Origin of the sequence: Halomonas sp. ISL-56 (assembly GCF_018612805.1) — a bacterium.
In the GTDB taxonomy this organism is placed as follows: Bacteria; Pseudomonadota; Gammaproteobacteria; order Pseudomonadales; family Halomonadaceae; genus Vreelandella.
Map to the genome: position 1 here is coordinate 47,666 of NZ_JAGGRO010000028.1, position 17,346 is coordinate 65,011.

General features: G+C 54.2%; 16 protein-coding genes. 1 reads left to right on the forward strand and 15 read right to left on the reverse strand.

The window, feature by feature from the left end; all coding sequences use genetic code 11:
- From nhaD to J7J49_RS20495, 5 genes are all read right to left on the reverse strand, one after another.
- Nucleotides 1-1,467, reverse strand: a complete 1,467-nt coding sequence (gene nhaD, locus J7J49_RS20475) for a sodium:proton antiporter NhaD (RefSeq protein ID WP_215095300.1) — start codon at nt 1,465-1,467, stop codon at nt 1-3.
- Between the two features lie 158 nt (nt 1,468-1,625).
- On the reverse strand, nt 1,626-3,452 hold the full coding sequence (gene glmS / locus J7J49_RS20480) for a glutamine--fructose-6-phosphate transaminase (isomerizing) (RefSeq protein WP_215095302.1): 1,827 nt from the start codon (nt 3,450-3,452) through the stop codon (nt 1,626-1,628).
- 207 nt (nt 3,453-3,659) lie between these two features.
- Nucleotides 3,660-5,030 (reverse strand): bifunctional UDP-N-acetylglucosamine diphosphorylase/glucosamine-1-phosphate N-acetyltransferase GlmU, encoded by a 1,371-nt coding sequence (glmU, locus tag J7J49_RS20485; protein ID WP_064232389.1) that lies wholly within the window; start codon nt 5,028-5,030, stop codon nt 3,660-3,662.
- Nucleotide 5,031: 1 nt separating this feature from the next.
- Nucleotides 5,032-6,141 carry an FAD:protein FMN transferase gene (locus J7J49_RS20490; protein WP_215095330.1) on the reverse strand — a complete coding sequence of 370 codons (1,110 nt, stop codon included), beginning with the start codon at nt 6,139-6,141 and terminating at the stop codon, nt 5,032-5,034.
- Between the two features lie 124 nt (nt 6,142-6,265).
- On the reverse strand, nt 6,266-7,066 hold the full coding sequence (locus tag J7J49_RS20495) for an undecaprenyl-diphosphate phosphatase (RefSeq protein ID WP_215095304.1): 801 nt from the start codon (nt 7,064-7,066) through the stop codon (nt 6,266-6,268).
- Between the two features lie 260 nt (nt 7,067-7,326).
- Here J7J49_RS20495 and J7J49_RS20500 point away from each other — a divergent pair, with 260 nt between their 5' ends.
- Nucleotides 7,327-8,520 (forward strand): cation diffusion facilitator family transporter, encoded by a 1,194-nt coding sequence (locus J7J49_RS20500; protein ID WP_064232392.1) that lies wholly within the window; start codon nt 7,327-7,329, stop codon nt 8,518-8,520.
- A gap of 88 nt (nt 8,521-8,608) precedes the next feature.
- On the opposite strand, the gene mgtE is transcribed toward J7J49_RS20500, so the two are convergent.
- The 10 genes from mgtE to J7J49_RS20550 all read right to left on the reverse strand — a co-directional run bounded on the left by mgtE (nt 8,609) and on the right by J7J49_RS20550 (nt 17,192).
- Nucleotides 8,609-9,991 carry a magnesium transporter gene (mgtE, locus tag J7J49_RS20505; RefSeq protein WP_215095306.1) on the reverse strand — a complete coding sequence of 461 codons (1,383 nt, stop codon included), beginning with the start codon at nt 9,989-9,991 and terminating at the stop codon, nt 8,609-8,611.
- Between the two features lie 157 nt (nt 9,992-10,148).
- The gene (locus J7J49_RS20510) at nt 10,149-10,577 is read right to left on the reverse strand and encodes a F0F1 ATP synthase subunit epsilon (protein WP_215095308.1); all 429 of its coding nucleotides are present in this window, start codon (nt 10,575-10,577) and stop codon (nt 10,149-10,151) included.
- Between the two features lie 24 nt (nt 10,578-10,601).
- Complete coding sequence (gene atpD, locus J7J49_RS20515; protein ID WP_007112222.1) at nt 10,602-11,981, reverse strand: F0F1 ATP synthase subunit beta; 1,380 nt, start codon at nt 11,979-11,981, stop codon at nt 10,602-10,604.
- A 74-nt stretch (nt 11,982-12,055) separates the two neighbouring features.
- Entirely contained in the window at nt 12,056-12,943 is an 888-nt protein-coding gene (atpG, locus tag J7J49_RS20520) for a F0F1 ATP synthase subunit gamma (protein ID WP_064232395.1), read from the reverse strand.
- A 65-nt stretch (nt 12,944-13,008) separates the two neighbouring features.
- Nucleotides 13,009-14,553 carry a F0F1 ATP synthase subunit alpha gene (gene atpA, locus J7J49_RS20525; RefSeq protein WP_064232396.1) on the reverse strand — a complete coding sequence of 515 codons (1,545 nt, stop codon included), beginning with the start codon at nt 14,551-14,553 and terminating at the stop codon, nt 13,009-13,011.
- Between the two features lie 16 nt (nt 14,554-14,569).
- Nucleotides 14,570-15,106: a F0F1 ATP synthase subunit delta gene (locus tag J7J49_RS20530; protein WP_007112219.1), complete on the reverse strand. Its 537-nt coding sequence runs from the start codon at nt 15,104-15,106 to the stop codon at nt 14,570-14,572.
- Between the two features lie 11 nt (nt 15,107-15,117).
- Nucleotides 15,118-15,588 (reverse strand): F0F1 ATP synthase subunit B, encoded by a 471-nt coding sequence (locus tag J7J49_RS20535; protein WP_064232398.1) that lies wholly within the window; start codon nt 15,586-15,588, stop codon nt 15,118-15,120.
- Nucleotides 15,589-15,664: 76 nt separating this feature from the next.
- The gene (gene atpE / locus J7J49_RS20540) at nt 15,665-15,892 is read right to left on the reverse strand and encodes a F0F1 ATP synthase subunit C (protein WP_007112217.1); all 228 of its coding nucleotides are present in this window, start codon (nt 15,890-15,892) and stop codon (nt 15,665-15,667) included.
- Between the two features lie 64 nt (nt 15,893-15,956).
- On the reverse strand, nt 15,957-16,784 hold the full coding sequence (gene atpB / locus J7J49_RS20545) for a F0F1 ATP synthase subunit A (RefSeq protein WP_215095316.1): 828 nt from the start codon (nt 16,782-16,784) through the stop codon (nt 15,957-15,959).
- Between the two features lie 12 nt (nt 16,785-16,796).
- Nucleotides 16,797-17,192: an ATP synthase subunit I gene (locus J7J49_RS20550; protein ID WP_064232399.1), complete on the reverse strand. Its 396-nt coding sequence runs from the start codon at nt 17,190-17,192 to the stop codon at nt 16,797-16,799.
- Nucleotides 17,193-17,346 lie beyond the last annotated feature (154 nt).

The window sequence follows — 17,346 nt, forward strand, 5'->3', positions numbered from 1 at the left end:
CTAGAATAAACCGGCGTTAATCCAAAGATGCGTCGCAATGCTGGCAGCATAGCCCAACAAAATGGCCGGCACCCAGCGCAGGTGAACGGCAAAGGTATAGATGCCGCGTGCCTGGCCCATAAGGGCAACCCCCGCAGCGGAGCCCATGGAAAGCAAACTACCCCCCACACCGGCGGTAAGGGTAATCAACAGCCAGTTCCCCTCGCTCATATCCGGGGCCATAGAAAGCACCGCAAACATCACCGGGATGTTATCGACGACGGCCGAGATAAGCCCCAGTACCACGTTCGCCCACACCGGGTTCCAACTGCCGTAGAGCGTTTCGGAAAGCAGGCTGAGATAGCCCATAAAGCCAAGGCCACCTACGCACATGACTACCCCATAGAAGAACAGCAGCGTGTCCCACTCGGAGCGCGCGATACGGCTAAAAATATCAAAGGGAACGACGCTGCCAAGCTGCTCCAGCTTCTTCCAGTCACCCCGGCGGGAGTAGCGCTCGCGCTTGCGTTCAAGCGAACGTGGCAGGCTGCGGCGCAGGTAGTAGCCAAAGAACTGCAACAGGCCCAAACCAAACATCATGCCCATGGCAGGCGGTAAATAGAGAACTGAGTGACACAGTACCGAGATGGCCACGGTGATTAAAAACAGCACGATAATGCGCCGCGCGCCACGCTTGAGCCAGACATTCTCTTTAAGCGAGGCAGGCTGACGATTGACGATAAAGAAGTTCATGATGACCGCAGGCACCATAAAATTAACCACTGCAGGAAGCAGCAGCGCGAAGAAACCTTCGAACGGCACTTGCCCTGCCTGCCACACCATTAATGTGGTGATATCGCCAAACGGACTGAAGGCACCACCCGCGTTAGAGGCGACCACCACGTTCACGCAGCAAAGGCCGATAAACTTATTGTCACCTTCGGCCACTTTGAGTACCACAGCACACATCAGCATGGCGGTGGTCATATTGTTGGCGATCGCCGAAATACCGAAGGCCATCACACCGGTAATCCAGAATAGCGTGCGGTAGCTGAAACCTTTACGCACCAGCCAGGAACGCAGCGCATCAAATACCCGACGCTCCTCCATGGCGTTGATATAGGTCATCGCGACCAGCAAAAACAGCAGTAGTTCGGCGTACTCAAGCAGCGTTTCACGGAAGGCGGTTTCCGCCTCTTCCGGCATCCCCGCTTGTACATAAACCCAAGCCACTAGCCCCCAGATAAGCCCCGCCGCGACCAGTACCGGCTTAGACTTACGCATATGCAGTAGCTCTTCACTCATCACCAACGCGTAGGCGAGCACGAAGATCACGACAGAAGAGATACCGGCAAGCGAAAGAGTAAGATCAAGGGGCCCGGCGGCGGCATAAGAGAGGGAAGGAAAAACAAACAGACAGCAGGCGAGCAACAGCCAAGCGACCCGGCTGGCATAATGCCGGGTTACGAGGACGTTTGGTGGTTTCATAGCAATGTTATCCAATCAGAAGGGAGGGAAGACCGCCACGATCATAAGCACCCTAACCACATGCTGCAACGCAACGGTTGCGCATAAGATGCGACTTATCGCCGCATCTTGTAAAGCATTTTTATGGGTTTAACTAAAACGAAAGTCTGACGCCTCAATCACTCCACCGTGACACTTTTGGCTAGGTTGCGAGGTTGGTCGACATCGGTGCCTTTTAAGACCGCCACGTGGTAACTCAACAGCTGTAACGGCAGGGTATACAGCAGCGGCGCCAGCGCTTCGTGGACGTGGGGCAGGGTCAGTACACGAATATCTTCCTGGGCGTCGATCCCCACACTCTCATCGGCAAACACAAACAGCTGGCCGCCGCGGGCGCGGACTTCCTGAAGGTTGGATTTAAGCTTTTCCAGCAGGTCATCGTTGGGGGCGACCGAAACCACTGGCATTTCGCTGTCCACCAGCGCCAGCGGGCCATGCTTTAACTCCCCGGCGGGGTAAGCCTCGGCATGGATATAGGAGATCTCTTTGAGCTTAAGTGCGCCTTCCAGGGCAATCGGGTAGTGGGCACCGCGCCCCAGAAACAGCGCGTGATGTTTTTCAGCAAACGCCTGGGAAAGCGCTTCAATTTGGCTATCCAGCGCCAGCACCTGCTGGCACACCTCGGGCAGCGAGCGCAGCGCAGCGATAATATCCGGGTATTCAGCCTGATCTTTGGCTTTACTCACTGAAAGCGTTAGCAGCATTAGCGCTACCAGCTGGGTGGTAAAGGCTTTGGTCGAGGCGACACCAATTTCAGGGCCTGCGCGGGTCATAAGGGTAATATCCGACTCACGCACCAGCGAACTACCCGGCACGTTACAGATCGCCAGCGAGCCTACATAGTTGAGGGTTTTAGCGAAGCGTAGCGCGGCCAGTGTATCGGCGGTCTCGCCGGACTGTGAGAGGCTGATAAACAGCGTACCTTCAGGCACCACCGGATGGCGGTAGCGATATTCAGAAGCAATCTCGACCTGCACCGGTACGCCTGCGTAACGCTCTAGCCAGTATCGCGCCACTAGCCCTGCATGATAGCTGGTGCCGCAGGCAATAATATGCACATGGCGAGTACGCTGGAAAAGCGCCTGGGCATCCGGGCCAAAACTTTCGACCAACACGCTTTGGGCGCTCAGCCGACCCTCTAATGCTGCCTCGATAACCGTTGGCTGCTCAAAGATTTCCTTAAGCATATAGTGACGATATTCGCCCTTACTAGCCGCGCCATCGCCGTGCTCAAAGGTATGAATAGGACGCTTTACGTCGTTACCGTCGCGATCCACAATGCGAATGGTGCCCTGCTCGCGAAGCTCAACCAAATCGCCCTCTTCAAGGTAAATAAAGCGATCGGTCACCGGCAGTAGCGCCAGCGGGTCAGAAGCTAAAAAGGCTTCGTTGATACCTACACCGACTACCAGCGGGCTGCCTTGGCGAGCACCGACCACCACACCCGGCTCCTTGGCGCTCATCACACCCAACGCGTAAGCACCGCCTAAACCGTTTACGATCTGCTGGGTAGCAGCAAACAGGCTGAATCCATCTTTCAGCTTCTCAGCGAGTAAGTGAGCAATCACTTCAGTATCGGTTTCGGAGCTGAACGAGTAACCGTTACGCTGCAGGCTATCTTTTATGTGTTCGTAGTTCTCAATAATACCGTTATGAACAACGGCAATCTGATCACTGCTATGATGCGGATGGGCATTGGCCTCAGAGGGTTTACCGTGAGTGGCCCAGCGAGTGTGGGCGATCCCCGACAAACCCGGTAGTGCCGAGGCCTCCAGCTGTGCAGCCAGCGCCGCGACTTTACCAAGCGCCCGGTGGCGAGTTAATACGCCGTCACTGAACACTGTCATACCGGCCGAATCGTAGCCGCGATACTCCAGGCGCCTCAGTCCTTCTAATAAAATTTCTTGGACGTTGCGCTGGGCAACGGCGGCCACAATGCCACACATAGCTACTCTCCTAGGTTATTAACCAGAGCCCTTACAAAAGTTCTACCAATCCGCAGAACGGTAAATCAACCGCCTGCGAATATAAATACGGCTTTTTAATGATGCTTAGGGCTATTTTAAGGACTCTTTTAAGAGCTCTTTTAAAAACTCTTTTAGAACTGCTTTAGAGCGATTTTAAAAACTTACTTTAAGCGCTTGCTATCAGCACTATGGCTCTTCGTGCTTGCAAGGGCGCAACCAGTCAATTTTTTCTAGCTGGCGACTACGGGTGACTGCCAGGGCGTAATCGGTGACATCTTTGGCAATCGTGGAACCTGCCCCGACAGTGGCGCCTTTGCCTATGGTGACAGGCGCCACCAGCGCAGAATTCGAGCCAATAAAGGCATTATCACCAATCTCAGTATGGTGCTTATTAGCCCCGTCGTAGTTACAGGTAATGGTGCCTGCTCCCACATTCACATCCCGTCCTAAGCGTGCATCCCCAACGTAGCTTAGGTGATTAATCTTGCTGCCCTCACCCACATCGGCGTTTTTGGTTTCGACAAAATTGCCCACTTTGGCTTTTACCGCTAGCCGCGTGCCGGGGCGTAACCGGGCAAAGGGGCCAATCTGGTTGAGGCCCGCAGCCACGGTGCGTTCTATCACGCTATGGGTATCTACCACGCTCTGGGCACCAATAGTGCTGTTTTTAATCACGCAGTAAGGGCCAACCCGCACGCCTTCGCCTAGCTCAACGTCGCCTTCAAACACGCAGCCCACATCAATAAACACATCGTGGCCGCAGGTCAGGCGCCCACGCACATCGAGACGTTCAGGGTCAGCAAGGGCCACCCCCTGCGCCATTAACTTATCGGCCAATTGGCGCTGATAAAAACGCTCCAAGCGAGCCATTTGTGCCCGGTTGTTGACGCCTTCCACTTCAACGGTGGTGGCCGGTTGGACAGTGCAAACTTTGATGCCCTCATCTGCAGCCATGGCGATCACATCGGTCAAGTAGTACTCGCCCTGCGCGTTCTCAGCGGAAAGTTGCGGTAACCAGCGTTTTAGCTGGGCGCTGGTCATGGCCATAATGCCGGTATTGCATTCGGTGATAGCAAGCTGGGCACTGCTGGCATCTTTTTGCTCAACAATCGCCACGGCATCGCCCGCCTCATTGCGCTCGATCCGCCCATAGCCAGTGGGGTCAGCTAGCGTTACCGTTAATAGCCCCATGTGCTGCTCATCCACATAGGCTAATAGTTCGCTCAGCGATTCCCGCTGCAGCAAGGGAACGTCACCGTAAAGGACTAACACCTTGCCGCTCCCCAACTGCTCAAGCGCTTGAGCCACCGCGTGCCCAGTGCCCTTCTGCTCGGCCTGGACGGCAAACTGCACGGCATTGTCTGTCAGCGCTTCGCGCAGCTGGTCAGCGCCATGACCAATCACCACATGGGTTCTGTCAGGCTGCAACCCAGAAGCTGTATCCAGCACATGCTGCACCATAGGCTTGCCTGCCAAGGGGTGAAGCACCTTAGGAATTTGCGAATGCATCCGTGTGCCTTTACCCGCGGCGAGAATGACAATATCCAGTTCTTGCATGTTATTCACCTGTTACCGGTTGGATGGCGGGCACTGCCTCGGGGGCTGGTGATGGAGAGATTGAAAATGATTCAATGCCCAATTCATTGACCAGTGCTTCACCGAAATAGTTAACAAATTCAGGGCTTGCAATGCTGCGCCACTGCTCACCGTCGCGCACCAACAGGAGTACCTTGAGATTGTTCTCGAGGGCCATCTGTATAGCGTCCGATTCGCCCACCACCAGTAGCGCTGTCGCCCAGGCATCCGCCCAAGCATTGGATGGATGGAACACCGACACCGATGCAAGCTGGTGGGTGACTGGCCGCCCCGAACGTGGATCAATGGTGTGAGAGAAGCGCTGGCCGTCGACTTCAAAATAGTTGCGGTAATCGCCGGAGGTAGCCACCGACATACTCTCTAGCGGAATGATATGCTGGGCTCGCTGCTCACCATCCTCGGGCACCTCAATGCCAATTCGCCACGGTGTCTGTTCCTCTTCATCACGCACTCCACGAGCAATTAGGTCACCGCCTAAATTCACCAAGTAGTGCTCTATGCCCTGCTGATTAAGGTAAGCGGCCACCCTATCAGTGGCATGGCCTTTCGCGACGCCAGACAGGTCGACAAACACATCGCGGATACGTCGTGCCTGCATATTTTGCGTATCGACCTCCACCGCATCAAAGCCTACCTCAGCAAGCTGCTCGGCCAGAACATCATCGGCGGGCACCTCTTCAGGCCTTGCACCAGGGCCAAAACTCCATAAATTAACCAGGTCGCCCACGGTAATATCAAAGGCACCGTGACTGGCTTCAGCCACTGACTGGCTGATCGCCAACACTTCAATAAGTTCATTGGAGAGCGGCTGCCACTCCCCTAACGGGGCTTCATTAAACGCGATCAGCTCTGAATCATCCCGGTAGGTGGACATCGCCTGGTCAACGCTCTCCAGTTCTGCTTTAAAACCCGCTTCCAGCTCAAGGGACTCGCCTTGTGTAAGCGGATCCATAATGGTCACCTGATAGAAGGTGCCAAAAATATTACCCTCAAAGCGTACCGGAGGTTCCAGCGGACGATCACTCTCTGAGCAGCCAGCCATGGCTATCACTAAGCCCAGTAAAACGCCCATCACGGTCAATCCACGTCGCCACCTTGTACTGCGTTCAACAGCCAGATTCTGTTCGCCACCCAGTTTCTGTTTCATTTTTTTCATCATTGCCTTACCTAAACTTAAAGCCCTAAAAGTGAAGTGCTTAAAAATGAAAGAACCACAGCAACCAGGCGCCGAACAGCACGCGGTAAATCACAAAGGGCTGCATTCCCAATTTTTTTATAATCACCAGAAAGTAGTGGATACACAAATACGCGCTTACCCCTGAAAGTAGAGTACCCACTAGCATCGCGGCCCAGTCGACCGACTGCGACGCATTAACAAGGCCTATGGCTTCCAGTCCACCGGCTAACACAATCACTGGAATCGATAGCAAGAAAGAGAAGCGCGCAGCCCCTTCTCGACTCATCCCGACCATGAGCGCCGCCGTAATGGTAATCCCCGAGCGCGACGTGCCGGGAATCAGCGCCAATGCTTGAGCACCACCAATAATCAGCACATCCTTTAATCGCAGTTGGTATTCGCTACGCGTTCCCCGTTTGCGCCAGTCGGCGTAGCCCAACAATAAACCGAAACCAATTAAGCTAACGCCGATAATCAATGTAGAACGCATATAGTCAGAAATAACATCGTGCAGCAGCAAGCCAACAACCCCCACGGGGATGGTCGCCAGCGTTACCCAAAAGGCGAGCCGCGCATCATCGTTGATGCCCTTCCCACCGATGGCAGCCAGGCTGCTGGTGATCATTTGCCAAATTTCGTGCCTGAAATAGAGGATAACTGCGGAGAGGCTGCCTAAATGCAGTGCCACATCAAAGGCTAAGCCTTGATCTTGCCAATCTGTCAGAACGGGCACCAAAATCAGATGGGCAGAGCTCGAAACGGGTAAAAATTCTGAAACTCCCTGAACAATCGCTAACACCACCACCTGGAGCCAATCCATAAAAACATCCTGTGTAATAGAAACAATTTGATGGTTTGCAATGGCGCTTAAGGATACACATCCGCTTATTCGTTGTCCGCCACTGCTTTTACTGACACGCTTTTACTGACACGCTTTTACTGACACACTTTTACTGACGCTATCCGCCACTGACTCTCAAAAAGCCGTTTCACAGTTTGAACGCAGTGGAGGCTATAGAGGATATAAGGAGTGCGCTACAATAGGCGACTATTGAATGCGTGCGTCCCTGCAAGGTAGCCATGACTCAGACCATCGAAACGCCAGTGGTTCACGACCAAGCGCGACTTAGCCAGGAAGCTAAGCGTGTCACCTACATAGGTGCGTGGTTGGATGGCCTGTTGAGCATCGTCAAAGTCACGATCGGCTTTATGGTCGGCTCAGCGGCATTAATCGCCGATGGCATTCACTCCCTGTCTGATTTAGTCACCGACGGCTTTGTACTGGCGGCCATTCACTATGGGCGTCAAGAACCCGATAAAGACCACCACTACGGCCACGGCCGAATCGAAACGCTGACCACGCTGCTACTCGGTAGCGTGCTGATTTTCGTGGCTGGCGCGATTGCCTGGTCGAGCCTGGATCGCCTGTTTAGCGGGGCCGACGTTAACGCTCCTGGCGCGGTGGCGATCGTTATTACCGTGATTGCACTGTTTAGCAAAGAGTGGATTTTTCGCTACACCATGCGGGTCGCCAAGCGGGTAAAGTCTAAATTACTCGAAGCCAACGCCTGGCACTCGCGCAGCGATGCGCTATCCACCGCCGTGGTTCTAGTGGCATTGGTGGGCGCCCAGTTTGGTTTGGGTTGGCTGGACGCCGTGGCCGCCATCATCGTGGGCTTATTGGTCGGCAAGGTTGGTTTGGACTTGCTGTGGGAGTCGGCGCGGGAGCTGGTGGATACTGCGCTACCGGTGGATGTACAAAATCAGATGCACGACGTTGCCTGCAGCGTGCCGGGTGTGGATAGCGTGCACGACCTGCGCACCCGCCAGTCGGCGGGCTGGGTGATGGTCGATCTGCACGTGGTGGTGGGGCCAAAAATTACCGTCTCGGAAGCCCACGAAATCGGCAACGAAGTGAGCCGTCGCCTACGCCATGAATTCCCCGCGCTGACCGATGTGATCTTCCACGTTGACCCCGAAGACGACGCCGGTGCGGGCGACCCCAGCCGCCTTCCCGGCCTACCGCTGCGCCCTGAAGTGGAGGCCGCCCTGGATGCGCGCTGGTATAAGCACCCGGTGTGGCGCACGCTAAACGAGCTTCAGTTGCACTACCTGGACGATAAGGTATCAGTATCGCTGATCATCGATGACGCGGTGCATCAACCGCCCCAGTGCCTCGCCAGCCAGCTAAAAGCGCTGGCTAGCGATATTGAGTGGCTCGGTCATGTAGAAGTGCTGTTTATTACCCGCGCCGCCAGCAGTTCGATGCGCTAGGTTCGATGCGTTAGTTTCGATAAACTAGTTTCGATACACTAGGTTTAACCGCTAGCTTACAATCTAAAGTTATTACAATCTAAAGTTATTACAATCCGGACAGCATGAGTGTGGCGATACTGAAGTAAATCACTACCCCAGAAGCATCAATCAGCGTGGTCACCAGCGGTGCCGACGCAGTTGCCGGGTCAACCTTAAAGCGTTCCAGCACAAACGGCAGACACATCCCCAGCAGGCTGCCGAACAGCACAATAACCACCATGCTAAAGGCGACCACCATGGCCAGCGCCTCGCCACCGCGCATGATGCCAATCGGCGTTACCGCAATCGCCATGGTAATACCCAGCGAGCCCGCCACCAGAAGCTCGCGGCCGAGTAGTTTACCCCAATCTTTAACGCCTACGTCGCCGGTCGCCATACCGCGCACCATCAGTGTGGCGGCCTGAGCACCGGCGTTACCGCCACTGCCGATCAGCAGCGGTAAAAAGAACACCAGGGCCACCTGGGCAGCAATGGTCTCTTCAAAGTAGGCAATCCCAGCGCCTGAAAACAGGTTGGCGAAGACCAGCAGAACCAGCCAAAACACCCGCTTACGGTAGAGGCTCCAGAGTTTCACACGGCTAACGCCATCTTCTAGCTGGCCAATCGACATCCCTTTATGGAAATCCTCGGTGGCCTCGGATTCGGCTACGTCCATGGCATCATCGTGGGTCACAATACCCACCATACGGTCATCGGCATCGATCACCGGCAGGGCTAAAAGGTCGTACTTCGCCACTATACGCGCGACATCCTCCTGAGGTTTATCGACCCCGGTGCTGATAACATCTTTGATCATAATGTCATCGACAATGGCACCAGGGCGCGCCACCATCAGTTGGCGCAGCGACATGGTGCCGATCAGTTGCCCATCGCTATCCAGGATATACAGTTGGTAGACCGTTTCCGCATCCGGGGCGGTTTGACGCACCCGCATCATTGCTTGCGACACCGTCATGCCACTGGCTATGGAGACATAGTCAGAGGTCATGATGGCGCCTGCGGTGCCCTCTTCGTAGCTTGCTAACCGCTTGAGAGCTTCACGCTCGCGGTGGGCCATGCGCCGCAATAGCGCCTCTCGGCGGTCTTCACTGAGCAGATTAAACAGGTCGGCACGTTCGTCCGAACTCATCTCTTCCAACAGCTTCAGTACCTGGCTGTCATCCAGTTGTCCGACCACCTCAAGCTGGCTCTCACCGGGCAAATAACCCAACACGTTAGCAGCACGTTCGGCAGACAGGATATCCAACAGCAAGAGCGCCGCAGGCAGCTCTTCGTCATCTTCAATCATCTCTTCGAGCACTTCACCGATATCCGCTGAGCGGGTTTCGGCCAAACGCAAAGAGAGCACCGATTTACTCGGCACTTCCTTGGCCAGCTCGTCGAGCAGTTCGGCTTTTAATTCTTGCAGGCTTTCATCATTCAGTGCCATGGCTCTCCCCTTCACGCTTACATACGTCGTGCTGCCGACTTAATTCCATATACGGCTTAATTCCAACTACTTACTAGCATACTGCCAAACAAAAAAACGCCCCTTAAACCCTAATACGGGTTTAAGGGGCGTTGGACACACGCCAAACGCGTGGGTATTAGCCTTTACCCGCCTTTTTACGCAGCTGCTGAATCGTTCGCAGCTGTGCAACGGCTTCGGCAAGTTCAGCGGCAGCGCGAGTATAATCGAGCTCCGATGACTTCTCATTAAAGGCTTTCAGCGCCTGCTGACGCGCTTCTTCTGCAGCGGCTTCGTTGAGGTCACTGGCACGCGATGCAGCGTCGGCGAGTATCGTCACCACATCCGGCTGGACTTCCATGAAACCGCCCGAGACAAAGAAGTTCTCTTCCTTGCCATCATCAAAAATCACGCGAACCGGACCCGGCTGAAGCTCGGTCAGCAGCGGAGCGTGACCGGGTAGAATACCCAGGTCACCCATCATCCCGGAAGCAATCACCTGCTCAACAGTACCTGAGAAAATGGATGCTTCAGCGCTGACGATATTGCAAGTAAAGCTATTCGCCATAGCGAATCCCCCTAATGGACGGGATTACTTCTTCATCTGGTTGGCTTTCTCGACGGCTTCGTCGATGGAGCCGACCATGTAGAAGGCCTGTTCCGGCATATCGTCGTATTCGCCAGCTAGAATGCCCTGGAAGCCACTGATCGTGTCTTTCAGTGAGACATACTTGCCTGGTGAACCGGTAAATACTTCGGCCACAAAGAACGGCTGCGACAAGAAGCGCTGGATTTTACGCGCCCGGGAAACGGCCAGCTTGTCTTCGTCAGACAGCTCATCCATACCCAGGATAGCGATAATATCCTTAAGCTCTTTGTAGCGCTGAAGAACGTTCTGCACACCGCGAGCAGTGGCGTAGTGCTCTTCACCGACGACCAGCGGATCTAGCTGACGCGAGGTGGAATCCAGCGGATCGATCGCAGGATAAATACCCAGTTCGGCGATAGAACGCGCCAGTACCACGGTCGCATCAAGATGCGAGAAGGTGGTTGCCGGCGACGGATCGGTCAAGTCATCCGCAGGGACGTAAACGGCCTGAACAGACGTGATAGAGCCCGTTTTAGTCGAGGTGATACGTTCCTGTAGAACGCCCATCTCTTCAGCCAGCGTCGGCTGATAACCTACCGCAGACGGCATACGACCCAACAGCGCAGATACCTCAGTACCGGCCAGGGTGTAGCGATAGATGTTATCAACGAACAACAGCACGTCGCGGCCTTCATCACGGAATTTCTCTGCGATGGTCAGGCCAGTCAACGCAACGCGCAAACGGTTACCCGGGGGCTCGTTCATCTGACCGTAAACCAGCGATACCTTATCGATAACGTTGGATTCAGTCATTTCGTGATAGAAGTCGTTACCCTCACGCGTACGCTCACCTACACCGGCGAATACAGAGTAGCCGCTGTGCTCGGTGGCGATGTTGCGGATAAGCTCCATCATGTTAACGGTTTTACCAACACCGGCGCCGCCGAACAGGCCGACTTTACCGCCCTTGGCAAACGGGCAGACCAAGTCGATAACCTTAATGCCGGTTTCAAGCAGTTCGTTAGACGCCGCTTGGTCGGCATAGCCCGGTGCTTTGCGGTGGATCGGCATACGCTCTTGCTCGCCGATCGGCCCCGCTTCATCAATCGGCTCGCCGAGTACGTTCATAATACGGCCTAGCGTTTCCTTACCTACCGGTACGGAAATCGCGGCACCTGTGCTGGTCGTGTCCATGCCACGTTTCAAGCCCTCAGTGGAGCCCATGGCGATGGTGCGCACCACGCCGTCGCCCAGCTGCTGCTGGACTTCGAGGATGGTCTCAACATCGGAGACCTTCAGCGCGTCGTAGACCTTGGGCACAGAGTCCCGCGGAAACTCTACGTCAATCACCGCGCCGATGATTTGTACGATACGTCCGCTCATCTTGGTTCCTCTCTAAAACCTGCAAATGAAACCTGTCTGCCGGGAACCGCTTAAAAGAGGCAGTTCCCTAGGCGTTATACGGCAGCAGCGCCGCCGACGATCTCAGAAATTTCCTGGGTGATGGCGGCCTGACGGGCCTTGTTGTAGACCATCTCCAGATCGTCGATTAGGCCGCCTGCGTTGTCAGTGGCACTTTTCATAGCGATCATTCGGGCAGCTTGTTCACAAGCGCCGTTTTCCACTACCGCCTGATACACCTGTGATTCGATGAAACGAACCAACAGGCTATCAAGCAACGCCTTGGCATCCGGTTCATACAGGTAGTCCCAGCTTCCGGGACGGGCGTTTTCGTCGTCTTGCTCAGCGTCTGCGCCCATATCAGGCGACAGTGGAAGAAGCTGACGAACCACTGGCTTTTGCGTCATGGTGTTCACAAACTCGTTGTGCACCACGTAAAGCCGGTCGAGACGTCCTTCATCGTACGCTTCAAGCATGACCTTAATACTGCCAATCAACCCCTCAACGGTCGGGGCTTCACCTAAACCACTCTTCGCCGCCACCAAATTGCCACCGTAGTTACGGAAAAAGGTGCTGGCCTTGGCGCCCAGAGCGCAAAAATCCTGCTCTGCACCCTGCTTTTTCCACTCACTGGCCTGTTTAAGTAAGGCTTTGAAGAGGTTATGGTTCAAGCCACCGCACAAACCACGGTCCGTGGAGACCACGATGTAGCCAACACGCTTAACCTCGCTACGCTCGACCATATAGTCGTGCTTGTACTCGGGGTTGGCGTCGGCAATGTGGCCGACCACATTACGGATCTGCTTAGCGTAAGGCTGACTAGCTCTCATCAGATCTTGCGCTTTACGCATTTTAGATGCAGCCACCATTTCCATGGCGCTGGTGATCTTCTGCGTATTTTTAATGCTCCCGATCTGGGTGCGTATCTCTTTTGCAGCTGCCATAGCGATCTACCCTTCGTTCGTGGCTCTCAGAAAGCATGCAAACCCGCCCGCAGGCGGGCCAGACATTACCAGCTCTGAGTCGCCTTGAACTTCTCGAGACCCGACTTCAAGCTGTCTTGAATCTCACCGTTGTAGTCGCCGCTCTGGTTGATCTTGTCGAGCAGATCACCGTGTTCAGACCTCATGTAGTCGTGCAACGCACGCTCAAAGTCCAACACTTTGTCTACTTCAACATCATCCAGGTAGCCTTCGTTGGCGGCATACAGCGACAGCGCCATTTCCGCGATCGACATCGGCGAGTACTGGTTCTGTTTCATCAGCTCGGTGACACGCTGACCGTGCTCAAGCTGCTTACGCGTCGCTTCGTCAAGATCAGACGCAAACTGCGAGAACGCCGCCAGTTCACGGTACTGGGCCAGCGCCAGACGGACACTACCACCAAGCTTTTTGATGATTTTGGTCTGCGCCGAACCACCGACACGAGAAACCGATAGACCGGCGTTAATTGCCGGACGAATACCGGAGTTAAACAGGTTGGTTTCCAGGAAGATCTGACCGTCAGTGATCGAGATCACGTTGGTCGGAACGAACGCAGAAACGTCGCCACCCTGGGTTTCGATGATCGGCAGTGCGGTTAAAGACCCCGTTTTGCCTTTCACTTCGCCGTTGGTGAACTTCTCAACGTAGTCGACGTTAACCCGTGCAGCACGCTCAAGTAGACGCGAGTGGAGATAGAACACGTCACCAGGATAGGCTTCACGGCCTGGCGGACGGCGTAGCAGTAGCGATACCTGGCGGTAGGCGACGGCCTGCTTGGAGAGATCGTCATATACGATTAGCGCGTTCTCGCCGCGGTCGCGGAAGTATTCGCCCATGGTACAGCCAGAGTAGGCAGCCAGGAACTGCATCGGCGCCGGATCGGCAGCGCCAGCGGCGACGACGATAGTGTGCTCCATGGCGCCGTGCTCTTCGAGCTTGCGCACCACGTTGGCAATGGTCGACTGCTTCTGACCAATGGCAACGTAGACACAGGTCACGCCTTTGCCTTTCTGGTTGATGATCGCATCAATAGCAATGGCGGACTTACCAATCTGACGGTCACCGATGATCAGCTCACGCTGACCACGGCCGATCGGCACCATGGCATCGATCGACTTCAGACCGGTTTGGATTGGCTCATCAACGGATTGACGGGTAATAACGCCCGGCGCCACTTTTTCAACGGCGTCGGTCATTTTAGCGTTAATCTCGCCTTTACCATCGATGGGGTTACCCAGCGCATCGACCACGCGACCAATCAGCTCAGGGCCTACCGGCACTTCGAGAATACGACCGGTACATTTGGCGGTCATGCCCTCTTCAAGCTGCAGGTAGTCACCCAGCACTACGGCACCTACGGAGTCACGCTCCAGGTTAAGCACCATGCCAAAAATGCTGTTGGGAAATTCAATCATTTCACCAAACATCGCGTCTTCGAGGCCGTGAATTTTCACGATACCGTCGGAAACAGTGACGATGGTGCCCTGATTACGGGCTTCGGATGCGACGTCAAGCTTCTCAATTCGCTGCTTGATGATGTCGCTGATCTCGGAAGGATTCAGTTGCTGCATGCCATGTCCCTCAGACTCAAGCGGTTAGCGCTTCGGAAAGGCGGTTCAATCGACCACGTACTGACCCGTCAATGACGGTGTCGCCAGCACGCAGGATGACACCGCCGATAAGCGACTTGTCCACCTGAGTAGTAATGGAGATTTCGCGATTCAGACGTTTCTTGAGCGCGTTCGCTAGCTTGGTCTTCTGCTTACTATCTAATTTGTAAGCAGAGGTGACGTTCACTTCAACACGCTGCTCGTGTTCGGCACGTAGGTGCTCAAACTGCACAGCGATTGATGAAAGTGACATCAAACGACCTTGGTCTGCCAAAACATCTAAAAAACGCTGTAAAGCATCGTCTTGCTCGCCGGGTGTCATATCGGCCAACAGCGATACTTTTTGCGCGTTCTCAAGTTTTGGACTGCCCAGCAAACGACGAACATCGCTGTCAGCGACCGCTAAGCTTAAAAAGCCCAGCGCCTGTGACCAGCTATCAAGCGCCTCATGATCACGCGCGTATTCAAACGCTGCCTTAGCGTAAGGACGAGCGACGGTCAGTAATTCCGCCATAATTCACCTCCTTACAGTTCAGCAGCAAGCTCATCAAGTAACTTGCGATGGGCTTGTTCGTCGACCGAAGCTTCAAGAACACGCTCGGCACCCATAACAGCGAGATAAGAGACCTGGGCGCGAAGCTCGTCTTTTGCACGGTTCACTTCTTGCTCGATCTCTGAACGTGCGCTGGCTACTAGGCGTTCGCCTTCGGCACGGGCTTGCTCGCGGGCTTCTTCAATCATCTGGGCAGAGCGTTTGTTGGCCTGCTCAAGAATTTGCGAAGCTTGCTCCTTGCTTTCACGCAGCGTCTGCTCAGCGCGTTCTTGAGCAAGCTCAAGATCACGGTTAGCACGGCTGGCTGCGTCCAAGCCATCAGCAATTTTCTTCTGACGCTCATGAAGCGCGTTGCTGATCGGAGGCCACACATACTTTATGCAAAACCAGACAAAGATCGCGAAGGCGATCGTCTGCCCGATTAGCGTCATGTTGATATTCACAGGAATGTACCTCTGACAAGTTCGTGGCGACCGGAGTGAAACAAAACCGAGCGCTTAGCGCTCGGCTTAGCTGTCATTAACCGGCAACAACGAAAATCAGGTACATCGCAATACCAACACCGATCATCGGAACGGCGTCGAGCAGACCGGCCATGATGAAGGTTTTGGTTTGCAGTTGGTCACCCAGTTCAGGCTGACGTGCAGTTGACTCAAGCAGTTTGCCGCCCAAAAGAGCGAAGCCAATGCCGGTAGCCAGTGCGCCCAGACCGATGATGATGGCAGCTGAAAGATAAACCATTTCCATGATGAAGCTCCTGAGTTTAAGTTTTGGTTAAGGGTTGAGGGTTAATGAAAACGTTATTGCTAGGTTAATGGTGTTCGTGTGCAGCGCTCAGATAGACAACCGACAGCGTTGTAAAAATGAAGGCCTGCAGAGTGACCACCAAGATGTGGAAGATGGCCCACGGCACATCCAATAGCCAGATAGCCCAGAACGGCAGCAGGGCGATCAGAATAAAGATCACTTCACCGGCAAACATGTTGCCGAAAAGACGTAGGCCGAGACCTAGCGGCTTTACGAGCAAGCCAATGATTTCGAGTACTAGGTTGAAAGGAATCAGCGCCCAGTGATTGAACGGCGTCAATGATAGCTCTCTGGCAAAACCGCCTGCACCTTTCACCTTAATGCTGTAATAAATAATCAAACAAAACACACCCAGTGCCATACCGAGTGTGGCATTGGGGTCAGTGGTCGGGACAATCTTCATATAATCGACGCCAAGTTTGGCGAACAATACTGGGAAATAGTCCACTGGGATGATTTTCAGCGTGTTCATCAGCAAAATCCACACAAACAGCGTCAACGCTAATGGCGCAATCATCGGATTTTTACCATGGAAGGTAGCGCGAGTAAGGTTCTCAATAAACTCGACAACCATCTCTACCGCATTTTGTAACCCGCCGGGTACTCCGGTAGTCGCCATTTTACCGGCTTTGCGGAAAACCCAGATAAATAGCAACCCCATGGCAATAGACCAGCCCATAGTGTCTAAGTGAATGGCCCAAAAGCCCATTTCACGGGCCTCTTCAGCAGAGTGTGCCAGCGACCAGCCATTCTCTGGGTGGTTGCCAAAGGTCAGGTTCTGCAAGTGGTGCTGGATATAGTAAGTCGAAGAGACTTCGTTTCCTGCGGCCATGGACATGTCACCTCAATTAGTTGTGCGATCTCTAGGCATCAGCCAAGGCGTGAGCCAATGCGTTAGAACAACCGCGACGTAAGCATAAAAAAATAAAGCGGGGTTTGAGGGGGGCGCTGCTACAAACACTGCGACAAACAGTGCCACCGTCAAACCAAACTTACCTGCTTCAGCGCGAAACAAGTGCATAGCCCCTCGTGTTCGGCGCTTAGCGTGAAAAAACCCCATTCGCTGAATAAAAAAGGCGTGCGGCAACAAGGCTACCAACGCTCCTTTAAAAACCGATGACATGCCTTCAACGTCTGCGGCTAGGTAGGCTGCAAACATCCCTACCAGCGTAATTATCAGCTGTGCGGCCGTCAGTCGAATGATATAGGTTTTTCGCCGCTGGGTTTCGTATCGCTGCATAGCTCTTAGGAAAAATACCCAGCCTCACTAGTGAAAACCCATTACTCGAAAAGCTAATACTTCGACAAGCTAATATCTCTACAAACCAAGGCAACCTGCACAAATCTTGCGCGATTATAGGGAAGCGCTATCACACCTTCAACCGAACTCGCAC